The organism is Pseudomonas sp. 3296 (genome assembly GCF_031456615.1).
GTDB classification, from domain to species: domain Bacteria; phylum Pseudomonadota; class Gammaproteobacteria; order Pseudomonadales; family Pseudomonadaceae; genus Aquipseudomonas; species Aquipseudomonas mucoides.
Genome location: NZ_JAVDUY010000001.1, coordinates 555,330 through 567,862 on the forward strand (window position 1 = coordinate 555,330; position 12,533 = coordinate 567,862).

General features: G+C 60.6%; 12 protein-coding genes. 6 read left to right on the forward strand and 6 right to left on the reverse strand.

Annotated features, from left to right (window positions below):
- Positions 1–18 precede the first annotated feature (18 nt).
- The 5 genes from ccoS (at position 19) to J2X66_RS02705 (ending at position 4,050) form a co-directional block, all read left to right on the forward strand.
- Positions 19–237: a cbb3-type cytochrome oxidase assembly protein CcoS gene (ccoS, locus tag J2X66_RS02685; protein WP_027921715.1), complete on the forward strand. Its 219-nt coding sequence runs from the start codon at positions 19–21 to the stop codon at positions 235–237.
- The gene (locus J2X66_RS02690) at positions 230–913 is read left to right on the forward strand and encodes a sulfite exporter TauE/SafE family protein (protein ID WP_027921716.1); all 684 of its coding nucleotides are present in this window, start codon (positions 230–232) and stop codon (positions 911–913) included. Before ccoS ends, J2X66_RS02690 begins: the two co-directional genes overlap by 8 nt.
- A 235-nt stretch (positions 914–1,148) precedes the next feature.
- Entirely contained in the window at positions 1,149–2,531 is a 1,383-nt protein-coding gene (gene hemN, locus J2X66_RS02695) for an oxygen-independent coproporphyrinogen III oxidase (protein ID WP_310261436.1), read from the forward strand.
- A 156-nt stretch (positions 2,532–2,687) separates the two neighbouring features.
- Entirely contained in the window at positions 2,688–3,422 is a 735-nt protein-coding gene (fnr, locus tag J2X66_RS02700; RefSeq protein WP_123434283.1) for a fumarate/nitrate reduction transcriptional regulator Fnr, read from the forward strand.
- Between the two features lie 79 nt (positions 3,423–3,501).
- The gene (locus J2X66_RS02705) at positions 3,502–4,050 is read left to right on the forward strand and encodes an adenine phosphoribosyltransferase (protein ID WP_008057870.1); all 549 of its coding nucleotides are present in this window, start codon (positions 3,502–3,504) and stop codon (positions 4,048–4,050) included.
- Positions 4,051–4,190: 140 nt separating this feature from the next.
- On the opposite strand, the gene J2X66_RS02710 is transcribed toward J2X66_RS02705, so the two are convergent.
- The 5 genes from J2X66_RS02710 to dnaX all read right to left on the reverse strand — a co-directional run bounded on the left by J2X66_RS02710 (position 4,191) and on the right by dnaX (position 9,829).
- Positions 4,191–5,339 carry an acyl-CoA dehydrogenase family protein gene (locus tag J2X66_RS02710; RefSeq protein ID WP_027921720.1) on the reverse strand — a complete coding sequence of 383 codons (1,149 nt, stop codon included), beginning with the start codon at positions 5,337–5,339 and terminating at the stop codon, positions 4,191–4,193.
- A 116-nt stretch (positions 5,340–5,455) separates the two neighbouring features.
- Positions 5,456–6,058, reverse strand: a complete 603-nt coding sequence (gene recR / locus J2X66_RS02715; RefSeq protein WP_310260522.1) for a recombination mediator RecR — start codon at positions 6,056–6,058, stop codon at positions 5,456–5,458.
- Between the two features lie 65 nt (positions 6,059–6,123).
- The gene (locus J2X66_RS02720; RefSeq protein ID WP_310260525.1) at positions 6,124–7,158 is read right to left on the reverse strand and encodes an NADP-dependent oxidoreductase; all 1,035 of its coding nucleotides are present in this window, start codon (positions 7,156–7,158) and stop codon (positions 6,124–6,126) included.
- Between the two features lie 196 nt (positions 7,159–7,354).
- A complete protein-coding gene (locus J2X66_RS02725; RefSeq protein ID WP_027921723.1) occupies positions 7,355–7,693 on the reverse strand; it encodes a YbaB/EbfC family nucleoid-associated protein in 339 nt (112 codons plus the stop codon).
- A gap of 66 nt (positions 7,694–7,759) precedes the next feature.
- Complete coding sequence (gene dnaX / locus J2X66_RS02730) at positions 7,760–9,829, reverse strand: DNA polymerase III subunit gamma/tau (RefSeq protein ID WP_310260529.1); 2,070 nt, start codon at positions 9,827–9,829, stop codon at positions 7,760–7,762.
- Between the two features lie 143 nt (positions 9,830–9,972).
- Here dnaX and J2X66_RS02735 point away from each other — a divergent pair, with 143 nt between their 5' ends.
- On the forward strand, positions 9,973–10,719 hold the full coding sequence (locus J2X66_RS02735; RefSeq protein ID WP_310260532.1) for a transporter substrate-binding domain-containing protein: 747 nt from the start codon (positions 9,973–9,975) through the stop codon (positions 10,717–10,719).
- A gap of 17 nt (positions 10,720–10,736) precedes the next feature.
- Here the strand turns inward: J2X66_RS02735 and J2X66_RS02740 are convergent, their stop codons facing one another.
- Complete coding sequence (locus J2X66_RS02740; RefSeq protein ID WP_310260535.1) at positions 10,737–12,437, reverse strand: EAL domain-containing protein; 1,701 nt, start codon at positions 12,435–12,437, stop codon at positions 10,737–10,739.
- Positions 12,438–12,533 lie beyond the last annotated feature (96 nt).

Genomic DNA, 12,533 nt, shown 5'->3' on the forward strand with positions numbered 1-12,533 from the left:
CGGGCATGGAGTCCACCCATGCCAGCTCTTTACGTGATGATTCCGGCCGCGCTACTGATCGTGGCCATCGCCGTCTACATCTTCTTCTGGGCGGTGGACAGCGGTCAGTACGATGACCTCGACGGCCCGGCCCACAGCATTCTGTTCGACGACCAGGACCCGGCCCACAAAGCTGCGGTCGACGAAGCCAGCGGCCATCCGGCCAAACCCGACGACAAGGCGCCGCCTCATGCTTGAATTGGCGCCACTGCTGGTGTCTGCGGTGATTCTCGGCTTGCTCGGCGGCGGCCATTGCCTGGGTATGTGCGGCGGCTTGATGGGCGCGTTGACCCTGGCGATTCCCAAGGAACAACGCAGCCGACGCTTTCGCTTGCTGCTGGCCTACAACCTGGGACGCATCCTCAGCTACGCCACCGCCGGCCTCTTGATCGGCCTTGCCGGCTGGGCCGTGGCCAACAGCCCGGCAGCGATGTTTATGCGGGTCATCGCCGGTCTGCTGCTGATTGCCATGGGCCTGTACCTCGCCGGTTGGTGGAGCGGCCTGACCCGCATCGAAAGCCTGGGTCGCGGCCTGTGGCGGCATATCCAGCCGATTGCCAACAAACTGCTGCCCGTGTCGAGCCTGCCCCGCGCCTTGCTGCTGGGTGCGCTCTGGGGCTGGTTGCCGTGCGGGTTGGTTTACAGCACTTTGCTGTGGTCGGCGAGTCAGGGGAATGCGCTGGACAGCGCTTTGTTGATGCTCGCGTTCGGCCTGGGCACCTGGCCGGTGTTGCTGGCCACAGGCCTGGCGGCTGAGCGGGTGACGGCGCTGTTGCGTAAACGCAGCGTACGCATGGCCGGTGGGCTGCTGGTGATGCTGTTCGGCCTCTGGACCTTGCCGGGGCCGCATCAGCATTGGTTGATGGGTCACTAGCCCGCCCTGTAGCAGCTGCCGCAGGCTGCGTTCGAGGACAAAGTCCTCGCCTATACAAAGCATGCAAATCCCCTGAGAGCCCGAGGTGAAAGGTTTACAACTGCTTAGCAGCCGGACGCAGCCTTCGGCAGCGGCTACACGTCCGTGCTCACCGTTGATGCAAATCAAGATGCCCCAACGCCTCCCCCCCTAGACTCGCCCACACTGCAAGCCTATCCGGGGGAATGCCCGCATGATGCTCGACGCCATTCGTTGGGACACCGATCTGATCCGCCGTTACGACTTGGCGGGACCGCGCTACACCTCTTACCCGACGGCTGTGCAATTCCACAGTCAAGTCGGCTCGTTCGACCTGTTCCACGCACTGCGCGACAGCCGCAAGGCCCTGCGCCCGTTGTCGCTGTACGTGCATGTGCCGTTCTGCGCGAACATTTGCTACTACTGCGCCTGCAACAAAGTCATCACCAAGGATCGCGGCCGCGCCCTGCCCTACTTGCAGCGTCTTGAGCAGGAAATCCAGCTGATCGCCTGTCACCTCGACCCGGCACAGAAGGTCGAACAGCTGCACTTCGGCGGCGGCACCCCGACGTTTCTCAGCCACGATGAACTGCGCCAGTTAATGGCTCAACTGCGCAAGAGCTTCAACTTGCTGGACGATGATTCCGGCGACTACGGCATTGAAATCGACCCTCGCGAAGCCGACTGGTCAACCATGGGCCTATTGCGCGAGCTGGGGTTCAATCGTGTCAGCATTGGCCTGCAAGACCTCGACCCGGCCGTGCAACGGGCGGTCAATCGTCTGCAAAGCCTGGAAGAAACCCGCGCGGTGATCGACGCGGCCCGGACCCTGCAATTTCGCTCGATCAACATCGACCTGATCTACGGCTTGCCCCGGCAGACGCCCGAAAACTTCGCCCGCACGGTGGATGAAGTGATCAACCTGCAACCGGATCGGCTCTCGGTGTTCAACTACGCGCACCTGCCCGAACGCTTCATGCCGCAGCGACGCATCAACAGCGACGAGCTGCCGACTCCGGCGCAGAAGCTGGAAATGCTCCAGCGCACCATCGAGCAACTGACCACGGCCGGGTACCGCTACATCGGCATGGACCACTTCGCCCTGCCCGACGACGAGCTGGCGATCGCCCAGGAAGAATCAACCCTGCAGCGCAATTTTCAAGGCTACACCACCCACGGCCATTGCGATTTGATCGGTTTGGGGGTGTCAGCCATCAGCCAGATCGGTGATCTGTACTGCCAGAACACCAGCGACCTGGCTCAATACCAGAACACCCTGGCCACGGGTCAACTGGCCACCAGCCGTGGCCTGGTGTGCAACGTCGATGACCGGTTGCGGCGGGCGGTGATACAGCAGCTGATCTGCAGGTTCAGCCTGGAATTCGTCGAGATCGAGCAAGCGTTCAACATCGACTTTCGCGGTTACTTCGGCCAGTTGTGGCCGCAGTTGCTGACCATGGCCGATGACGGTTTGATCAGCCTCGACAACGAGCGAATCACTGTACTGCCGGCCGGTCGCTTGCTGGTGCGCTCGGTGTGCATGGTGTTCGACGCTTATCTGCAGCAACTCAACCACCAACGTTTTTCCCGGGTGATCTAATTCTTCATCGTCATGGAGGCGGATTTCAGCGTTTACACAGGACCGCCTGCATCACGCGGTATCGTGGCGTGACAATATCTGCACAAACTGGCCGGAATACCATCCCGTGGGTTACCCTTACGTCTTATGTGTGATTTTCCCACAAGGATTGAAGAAATGTCCGAGCCAGTCAAACTGCGTGCTCATAACCAGGCCCATTGCAAGGATTGCAGCCTCGCCCCCCTGTGTTTACCGCTGTCTCTGAACCTGGAGGACATGGACGCGCTGGACGACATCGTCAAGCGTGGCCGTCCGCTGAAAAAAGGTGAGTTCCTGTTTCGCCAGGGCGACACCTTCGATTGCGTCTATGCGGTGCGCTCCGGCGCCCTCAAGACCTTCAGCCTGAGCGACGGCGGTGAAGAGCAGCTCACCGGTTTCCACTTACCGAGTGAACTGGTCGGCCTGTCGGGCATGGACACTGAAAAGCACCCCGTGTCCGCGCAAGCGCTGGAAACCACCTCAGTGTGCGAAATCCCTTTCGATCGCCTCGACGAACTGTCCGTGCAACTGCCACAACTGCGTCGCCAGCTGATGCGCGTCATGAGTCGCGAGATTCGCGACGATCAACAAATGATGTTGCTGTTGTCGAAAAAAACCGCCGACGAGCGCATCGCCACGTTCCTGGTCAACCTGTCGGCACGTTTCCGCGCCCGCGGTTTCTCGGCCAACCAGTTCCGCCTGAGCATGTCGCGCAACGAAATCGGCAATTACCTGGGGCTGGCGGTCGAAACCGTGTCCCGGGTGTTCACCCGTTTTCAGCAGAGCGAATTGATCGCCGCTGAAGGCAAGGAAATTCATATCCTCGACCCGATCCAGCTCTGCGCACTGGCTGGCGGCTCTCTCGAAGGCTGAATGTCACCCTTGCGGCTGAGCGAAACGGTTCAGCCGCCGTTATACTGCGACGTTTGCAGCCTGCCAGGACACCTCGACGATGGTCTTCGACTCCTTCGACATCAAATCCCTGATCCGCCCGGTAATAGACTTCCCCAAGCCGGGCGTGATCTTTCGTGATATCACGCCGTTGTTCCAGTCACCCACGGCGCTGCGCCTGGTGATGGACAGCTTCGCCCATCGCTACGTCGAAGCCGATTTCACCCACATCGGCGCGATGGATGCCCGTGGCTTCCTGATCGGTTCGGTGCTGGCGTATCAGTTGAACAAGCCACTGGTGCTGTTCCGCAAGCAAGGCAAACTGCCGGCCGACGTGTTGGCCGAGGGTTACGCGACCGAGTACGGTGAAGCGTTCCTCGAGGTCCACGCCGACAGCCTGTGCGAGGGCGATTCGGTGGTGATGTTCGATGACCTGATTGCCACGGGCGGCACGCTGATTGCGGCGGCGAACCTGATTCGACGCATGGGCGCACGGGTTCATGAAGCGGCGGCGATTATTGATCTGCCCGAACTGGGCGGGTCGCAGCGGTTGGAAGATATGGGGATTCCTACGTTCTGCCTGACGCAGTTTGCGTTGTCCGATAAGTAAGGCGGCGTCTGTACTGACGCCATCGCGGGCAAAGCCCGGCTCCCACAGTGATCTATGTCGAATACACGATGTGTGTCCGGTGACAGCCCCCTGTGGGAGCCGAGCTTTGCTCGCGATGACGTCAGCCGCTACCCCGCCAATCAAAGCCCCATCTGCTTACTGATAATCTCGTTCATCACTTCCCGCGTCCCGCCACCAATCGACAGAATCCGGTTATCCCGGTACAGCCGCTCCACAAGGCTGTCACGCATGTAACCCAAGCCTCCCAGAATCTGCACCGCATCATTGACGATCCGGTCCGCCGTGTCGGTGGCAAAGTTCTTGGCCATCGAAATTTCCTTGATCACACTCTGCCCCGCTGCCATCTTCGCCGCCTGGCGATAGGTAAATTCCCGGGACACTTCCAGCGCTGTCGCCATCTCGGCGAGGCGATGCTTGAGTACCTGGAACTTGCCGATGGGTTTACCGAAGGCTTCGCGCTGACGGGCCCATTTCAGGCTCTCCTCCAGCGCCAGCTGCGCAGTCATGTTGGCCATCAATGCCAACGCCAGCCGCTCACTCTGAAAGTTACCCATGATGCAGGCGAAACCCATGTTTTGCGCGCCAATCAGATTGCCCACCGGCACCCGACAGTCGTCGAAGAACAACTCTGCGGTGTCCGACGCCCACCAGCCCATTTTCTTCAACTGACGGCCGACGGTGAAACCGGGTGTGCCCTTCTCGATCAACAACAGGCTGATGCCGCCAAAACCGGGCTCGCCAGTGCGCACCGCGACGGTGTAGTAATCGGCACGAACGCCGCTGGTGATGAAGGTTTTGCTGCCGCTGACGCGATAGAAGTCGCCGTCACGCACGGCGCGGGTTTGCAGGTTGGCGACGTCGGAACCGCCGCTGGGTTCGGTGACTGCCAGGGCGCTGATCTTCTCGCCGGTCAGCACCTGCGGCACCACGCGATCACGCACTTCGGGCCGGGCCCACTTGAGGATCGGTGGCAAGCCGATATCCAGCGACCCCAAACCGGCCACCAGTCCACCCGAGCCACAGCGCATCAGCTCTTCGCTGGCAGCGACCTTGGCGAACAGATCACCTTCATGGCTGCCGCCCAGCGCTTCGGGATAGCCAATGCCCAGAATCCCGGCAGCACCGGCCTTGAGGTAGAGCTCACGGGGAAAGCTTTCAGCTTCCTCCCACTGATCAATGTCCGGAAGGATCTCCCGCTCGACGAAACGTCTGACGCTGTCACGGACCAATTGGTGGCTGGGATCGAAGTATTCCTGAAAGGCAGGCATCGGCGAACTCCACTGAAGGTTCAGCGACGTTAACCGAGCGCTTGCTTGGTTTTCAACAGGAATGTGTGAATCAGATGGACCGAGGCGCTTCCATCACGGGCAAGCCCGTTCAGCCACTACAAGGCTATCGGCTTACGCCCGGCAAACGAATGCGCCAACGTCCCGCCATCCACCAATTCCAGCTCCCCCCCCAACGGCACACCGTGAGCAATACGCGAAGCAATCAGCCCCTTATTGCTAAGCAACTGCGCAATGTAATGCGCCGTCGCCTCACCTTCCACCGTCGGGTTGGTCGCAAGAATGACTTCGGTAAAAGTCCCGGCCTCTTCAATCCGCGCCATCAACTGCGGAATACCAATCGCCTCAGGCCCAAGGCCATCAAGCGGCGACAAATGCCCCTTGAGCACGAAGTAGCGACCACGGAAACCGGTCTGCTCCACCGCATACACATCCATCGGCCCTTCCACCACGCACAGCAACGTGTCGTCACGGCGAGTATCCGCGCACTGCGGGCACAGGTCGTCCTCGGTCAGCGTGCGGCACAAACGGCAATGGCCCACCCCTTCCATGGCCTGACTCAAGGCCGACGCCAGTCGCGAACCACCGCTGCGATCACGTTCAAGCAGTTGCAGCGCCATGCGCTGGGCGGTTTTCTGACCCACACCCGGCAAAATTCGCAGGGCATCGATCAGTTGGCGAATCAAAGGGCTGAAGCTCATGGGGAAACGTCCGACAAAACAACGAGACGCGGTTTATACCCGCGCCTCTCTTTAGCGTCAAATACTCAGTCTTGCGCGACCCGCACCACCAGTTTGCCGAAGTTGCGCCCTTCAAGCAGACCAATGAATGCTTCGGGTGCCTGCTCGAGACCATCGACCACGTCTTCGCGGAATTTCACCTTGCCGTCGCGCACCCACGGCGCCATGGCACTGACGAATTCCGGCTGTCGATCGCCGTAGTCGTCGAACACGATGAAGCCCTGGATTCGCACGCGCCTGGTCAAAATCGTCCGCTGCAATTGCGGCAGACGATCCGGGCCGCTCGGGGCTTCGTGGGCGTTGTAGGAAGCGATCAGGCCGCACAGCGGAATTCGCGCCTTGGGGTTGAGCAGCGGCAATACCGCGTCGAACACCTTGCCACCGACGTTCTCGTAATAGATGTCGATGCCGTTGGGGCACGCCTTCGCCAGCTCTTGGGCGAAGTCCGGACTCTTGTGGTCGACGCAGGCATCAAAACCTAATTCGTCGACGACATAACGGCATTTTTCCGCGCCACCGGCGACGCCGACCGCGCGTAAACCCTTGATCTTCGCTACCTGACCGACCACGGACCCCACGGCACCGGATGCCGCCGCGACCACCAGGGTTTCGCCGGACTTCGGCTGGCCAATGTCCATCAGCCCCATATAGGCCGTCATGCCCGGCATCCCCAGCACGCCCAAGGCCATCGACGGGCTCGGCAACCCGGACGGCACCGGGATGATGTTGCGACCGTCGCTAATGCTGTGGCTCTGCCAGCCGGTGGAGCCGACGACCACATCACCTTCCTGGAATTTTGGATTCAACGAACGCTCGACCCGACTGACAGCGCCGCCGGTCATGACCTCTCCGATTTCGACCGGGGCGGCATAGGACGGCGCGTCACTCATGCGACCGCGCATGTACGGGTCCAGCGACAGGTAAAGGGTCTTGAGCAGGACCTGACCGTCAGCGAGCTCCGGCAACGCTTCCCTTTCCAGGCGAAAATTCTCCGGCGTCGGCGCGCCAACCGGGCGGGACGCCAGGACGATACGTTGGTTGAGGGTCAATGCTTGTGGCATGTGAGCGTCTCCTTTGGTCGAGAATCGAGTGGTATAGGGGAGCAGACCGTTAGGGTGGTGTGGCGTTCGAAGTTTCTGAACCCGATCGTTCCCACGCTCTGCGTGGGAACGATCAAAACTTCCAACAGGCAGAAACAAAAATGCCAGGCGCGATGCCTGGCATTTTTTTGTAGCTCATCCGATGCGCTTTAGCGAATCAGAATGGCAGCTTCATGCCCGGCGGCAGTTGCATGCCCGCGGTCATGCCGGACATTTTGTCCTGGCTGTTGGCTTCGATCTTGCGCACGGCATCGTTGACGGCGGCGGCGACGACGGCTTCCAGCATCTCTTTGTCGTCTTCGCTCAGGCCTTCAACCAGGCTTGGGTCGATGGTCACGCTCTTGACGTCGTGACGACCGGTCATCACCACGGTGACCATATCGCCGCCCGCTTTACCGATGACTTCGGCGTTGGCCAGCTCTTCCTGCATCTTGGCCATTTTTTCCTGCATCTGCTGTGCCTGCTTCATCAGGCCGGCCATGCCACCTTTCATCATGGGAATCACCTCAAAAGTACTTGGATTAAACAGCATCCGGCCCTGTTGACCGAACACCTTCAGTTATTAGCCCTGACTGACCAGAGCGTCGACAGGTTCAATAGTATCGTGACGGATCACCGCACCGAACTGTTGCATCATTTGCTGGATGAGCGGATCGCCGTGGATCGACTCCTCGGCCTCGCGCTGACGGTTGGCACGGCGCCGGGACGCCGCCTGGGCCGGAGTTTCCTGTTCAGGCTTGATCAGTTCCATGCTCAGGGTCAGCGTGCGCCCGTGAAACTGGTTCAGCGCATCGTTGAGACGACGTTGCTGGGTCGCATTGAACAAGGCGCTGTGGGCCGGGTCCAGGTGCATCAGCCAGTGATCGCCCTCGACGGATATCAGCGTGCAGTTGGCGGCAATACTGCCCGTCATGCCGGAGATCGGCAGTTTCGGGAACATTTCCAGCCATTGCAGCGCCAGACCGGTGGCCGGCATCGCAGCGGGTTCCGGCTCCGGTTCCGGCGCGGGTTCGGCGGTATGTTCGCTGGCCAGTTCATCAAGGTAACTGTAGGCCGAATCCATGTCCGGCTCGATGTAATCCTCGTCCAGCGGCGGTTCGTCGTCTTGGTCGATACCAGGGGTAGCGGCATCGACGTCGGCAACGGACGGTTCCGGGATCGGCGCAGCGGCCCACTCCGGCGCGTCTGGCACCACGCTGTCCGGCGTTGGCAACGGCATTGGCGGCAATTCGGGCTGCTCGCTGGCGGTTTCCAGTACCGGCTCGACGGCGGGTTGCTGGACGACCTCGGGAGCGACCGGGTCGTTCCACGGCAGGTCGACGACTTCCTCGACCGCTACGGGCTCAACCACGGGTTCACGCACGACTACGGGCGCAACCGGTTCAGGTTCCGGCGCGGGAACTGGAGCGGCAACAACGGGAGCCGGTGCAACTGCCGCAGCGACTACCGGCGCAACAACCGGCGCGGCAGCCACTGAATTTGCGGAATCAACTGTGGCCTGGCTGATCCCCACTGGCTTTAGCGGTTGCCTCGGGGCGTCCGCCGTGTCCGCAGGCCGGAAGGCCAGCATCCGCAGCAGGACCATTTCAAAGCCACCACGCGGGTCCGGTGCCAGCGGCAAATCACGCCGGCCGATCAGGCCCATCTGGTAATAAAACTGCACGTCTTCGGCCGGCAAGGCCTGGGCCAGCGCCAATACCCGGTCACGGTCGCCGTGACCGTTGTCGACGCCTTCAGGCAAGGCCTGGGCGATGGCGACACGGTGCAGCACGTTGAGAATTTCCGAGAGCACGCCGTTCCAGTCCGGGCCTTGTTCGGCCAGATGACGGACACCTTCGAGCAACGCCTTGGCGTCACCTTCGATCAATGCATGCAAAACGTCGTAGACCTGACCGTGATCCAGCGTACCGAGCATCGCTCGCACGTCGGCGGCCATGACATTGCCTTCACCGAAGGCGATGGCCTGGTCGGTGAGGCTCATGGCGTCACGCATCGAGCCATCGGCGGCACGGCCCAGCAGCCACAATGCGTCGTCTTCGAACGGCACGTTCTCGACACCCAGTACGTGGGTCAAATGCTCCACCACGCGTTCCGGCGTCATGTTCTTCAGGGAGAACTGCAGGCACCGCGACAGAATGGTTGCAGGAAGTTTCTGCGGATCGGTCGTCGCCAGGATGAACTTGACGTAGGGTGGCGGCTCTTCGAGGGTTTTCAGCAGCGCATTGAAGGAATGGCTGGAGAGCATGTGCACTTCGTCGATCAGGTAGACCTTGAAGCGCCCGCGGCTCGGGGCGTACTGCACGTTGTCGAGCAGTTCGCGGGTGTCTTCGACCTTGGTCCGGCTCGCGGCGTCGATCTCGATCAGGTCGACAAAGCGCCCTTCATCGATTTCGCGGCACACCGAGCACTCGCCGCACGGCGTCGAAGTGATACCTGTTTCACAGTTCAGGCATTTGGCGATGATCCGCGCAATGGTGGTCTTGCCCACCCCGCGCGTACCGGTAAACAGGTAGGCATGGTGCAGCCGCTGACTGTCCAAGGCATTGATCAGAGCCTTGAGCACATGGGTCTGGCCGACCATTTCGCGGAACGAGCGCGGACGCCATTTACGTGCAAGAACCTGATAACTCATCGAAAACCGTCGCAACGAAGGAACAGAAGCGGCTAATGCTAGCGGAGCAAGGCCAAAATTGCATCCGGTGTGCTCGTCTAATCTGGCTAAGCTGCACTTTGGGGGCTTTAATCGGCTCGGGTTTCAGCTGTACCGGAGCGTTTATGCGTTGTGCCTTGGGGGCATTGCTGTGGATAAGTGTGAGCGCCGCCGCTGCCGAAGCGCCGTTGCGATTTGTCGTGCCCGACAGTTGGGCGATGCCGATGGTGCAACTGGATCATGGCCGCCTGACCCAGGGCATCCTGTATGACGTGATGCTCAGCCTGGCCACTCAGGTGGGAGTGCCGGCGGAATTTCAGGTACTGCCCCGGGCGCGAGTGCAAAACGCCATGGAACACGGCGAGGTCGATGTGCGCTGCTATGCCGCGCAGTCATGGCTACCGAATCAGTCGGGCGACTACATCTGGAGCATCCCGCTGTGGTTTCAGCGTGACGTGCTGGTCAGTCAGCAAGACTCGCCCGCCCAGGTGTTACCTGCGAACCTGTCACGCCAACCCGTCGGCACAGTGCTCGGCTATTACTACTCGACGCTGCAACCGCTGTTCGATGCCGATCGCCTGCGCCGCGAAGACGCGCGCAATCAGGAACAAGTACTGGAAAAACTCAATGCCGGGCGTTATCGCTATGCCGTGAGCAATCAATGGACACTGGACTGGTTCAATCAGCGCCTGCTGCCCGACCGACAATTGAAAGCGGTCGCCGTGTTACAGGAACAGAATGTCGGTTGCTACGTGCGCAATGCCCCCAAGGTGCCGGTGCAGCGCATTCTGCGCACGTTGTTGCGGATGAAAATGTCCGGGGAGATTGATGACATTATCCGGCTCTATATCGGCAGCCCCGCAAACTTGTAGCAGCCGGACGCAGGCTGCTACAGGGACATGGTCACTGCCTGCCATTGCGGCGGCACTACAAACCCCGCCACCCAGCCTGGCACCGCTTCGGGCGGCATTGGTCGGGCGATGAAATAGCCTTGGGCGACCTCGCAACCCAGTTTCAGCAACAACTCACCGTGCTCGATGCTTTCCAGCCCTTCGGCAATCACCTGCCGGCCAAATGCGCGGGCCAGACCGATCACAGCGGTGGTCAGCGCCAGGTCATCGCGATCCTCCAGCATGTCGCGCACGAACGTCTTATCAATCTTGATGGTTTGCGTACGCAGACGCTTGAGATAGCTCAATGATGAATAACCGGTGCCAAAGTCGCCCAGCGAAAACTGCACCCCCAGCGCCTGACAAGCCTGTAAACAGACGCTGACATGGTGGATATTCTCGATGGCTACCGACTCGACGATTTCCAGGTCAAGCATCTGTGCAGGAACCTCGGCGTGCCGAGCGAGCATTTGCTTGAGCCGGTCAACAAAATCCGCCCGCTGAAAATGCCGTGCCGCGATGTTCAGACTGATCGGCCAGCACTGCCCCGCCTGCTGCCAGCGGTGCAATTGCGCCAGGACCTGATCCATCACCCACTCGCCGATGTCGACGATCAGGTCCGTCTCTTCCACCGCGGGCAAGAAATCCCTGGCCCGCATCAGGCCGTTTTGCGGATGCGCCCAGCGCAACAGCGCCTCGAAACCAACGACCCTACCCAGGCGCATGTTGACCTTGGGCTGAAAATGCAGACACAACTCACCGGCTGCCAACGCCTGACGCACGCGCTGGACGGTCTGGTGCGTCGCCTTGACCTCTTGATCCCGCGTCACGTCGAACAGGTGAAAACGGTTGCGTCCGCGCTGCTTGGCCACATACATGGCTTGGTCGGCGTGACGCAGCAGGGTTTCAGCATCTTCATTGTCGAGGGGAAACAGCGTGACCCCGATGCTGGCGAACACATGGACGTCCTTGCCATGCAGCACGTACGGCGCCGAAATCGCACCCAGCACCCGGTTCAGCGCCGCACGCAATTCGGGCAGATCACGCACATGACGCAACACCAGCACGAACTCGTCGCCTGCCAGGCGCGCCACCACATCTTCGCCCCGCACGATGCCACGTAAACGCCTGGCCACCTCCACCAGCAACACATCACCACTGGCATGGCCGTAGCCGTCGTTGACCGCTTTAAACCCGTCGAGATCGAGCATGCACACCGCCAGCGGGGTGTCTTCCAGCCGTGAGAACTCCAGCGCCTGATCCAGCAAGTCCGAGAGGTACGCGCGATTGGGCAGTCCGGTCAGCACGTCATGCCCGACCCGCCACTGCAAGGTATGCAGCAACTCGCGCTTTTCACTGATGTCGAACCGGATCGACAGGTATCGATCGATCCGCCCTGTGTGATCATCAAGCACCGGCACCATGGTGCTGTCGACCCAATACAGGCTGCCGTCCTTGGCGCGATTGCAGATCTCGCCTTTCCATACACTGCCCAGCGCAATGGTGCGCCACATCACAGAAAAGAATTCGGAAGAATGCACGCCGGAATTGAGCAGACGATGATTCTGGCCGACCAGCTCTTCACGGCTATAGCCGGACACGGCACAGAACTGGTCATTGACGTAGGTGATCCGGCCGTTCAGGTCGGTCTCGGAAAAAATCGCGGCGGCATCCACAGCCCTGCGGTACTTCTCATCCATGAATCAGGCTCGCTGTCGCTAGCGGAAGAATGGCGTGTCATCCCGGACGCGCATTTGATGGCCCTGCAAGACTGCAGATCAATCTGACTGAAACAC

What these genes read in the sequence shown, in the direction of transcription:
- ccoS (WP_027921715.1), top strand. Translation starts at nt 19, where the DNA reads ATGCCAGCTCTTTACGTGATGATTCCGGCCGCGCTACTGATCGTGGCC.
- J2X66_RS02690 (WP_027921716.1), top strand. Translation starts at nt 230, where the DNA reads ATGCTTGAATTGGCGCCACTGCTGGTGTCTGCGGTGATTCTCGGCTTG.
- hemN (WP_310261436.1), top strand. Translation starts at nt 1,149, where the DNA reads ATGCTCGACGCCATTCGTTGGGACACCGATCTGATCCGCCGTTACGAC.
- fnr (WP_123434283.1), top strand. Translation starts at nt 2,688, where the DNA reads ATGTCCGAGCCAGTCAAACTGCGTGCTCATAACCAGGCCCATTGCAAG.
- J2X66_RS02705 (WP_008057870.1), top strand. Translation starts at nt 3,502, where the DNA reads ATGGTCTTCGACTCCTTCGACATCAAATCCCTGATCCGCCCGGTAATA.
- J2X66_RS02710 (WP_027921720.1), bottom strand. Translation starts at nt 5,339, where the DNA reads ATGCCTGCCTTTCAGGAATACTTCGATCCCAGCCACCAATTGGTCCGT.
- recR (WP_310260522.1), bottom strand. Translation starts at nt 6,058, where the DNA reads ATGAGCTTCAGCCCTTTGATTCGCCAACTGATCGATGCCCTGCGAATT.
- J2X66_RS02720 (WP_310260525.1), bottom strand. Translation starts at nt 7,158, where the DNA reads ATGCCACAAGCATTGACCCTCAACCAACGTATCGTCCTGGCGTCCCGC.
- J2X66_RS02725 (WP_027921723.1), bottom strand. Translation starts at nt 7,693, where the DNA reads ATGATGAAAGGTGGCATGGCCGGCCTGATGAAGCAGGCACAGCAGATG.
- dnaX (WP_310260529.1), bottom strand. Translation starts at nt 9,829, where the DNA reads ATGAGTTATCAGGTTCTTGCACGTAAATGGCGTCCGCGCTCGTTCCGC.
- J2X66_RS02735 (WP_310260532.1), top strand. Translation starts at nt 9,973, where the DNA reads ATGCGTTGTGCCTTGGGGGCATTGCTGTGGATAAGTGTGAGCGCCGCC.
- J2X66_RS02740 (WP_310260535.1), bottom strand. Translation starts at nt 12,437, where the DNA reads ATGGATGAGAAGTACCGCAGGGCTGTGGATGCCGCCGCGATTTTTTCC.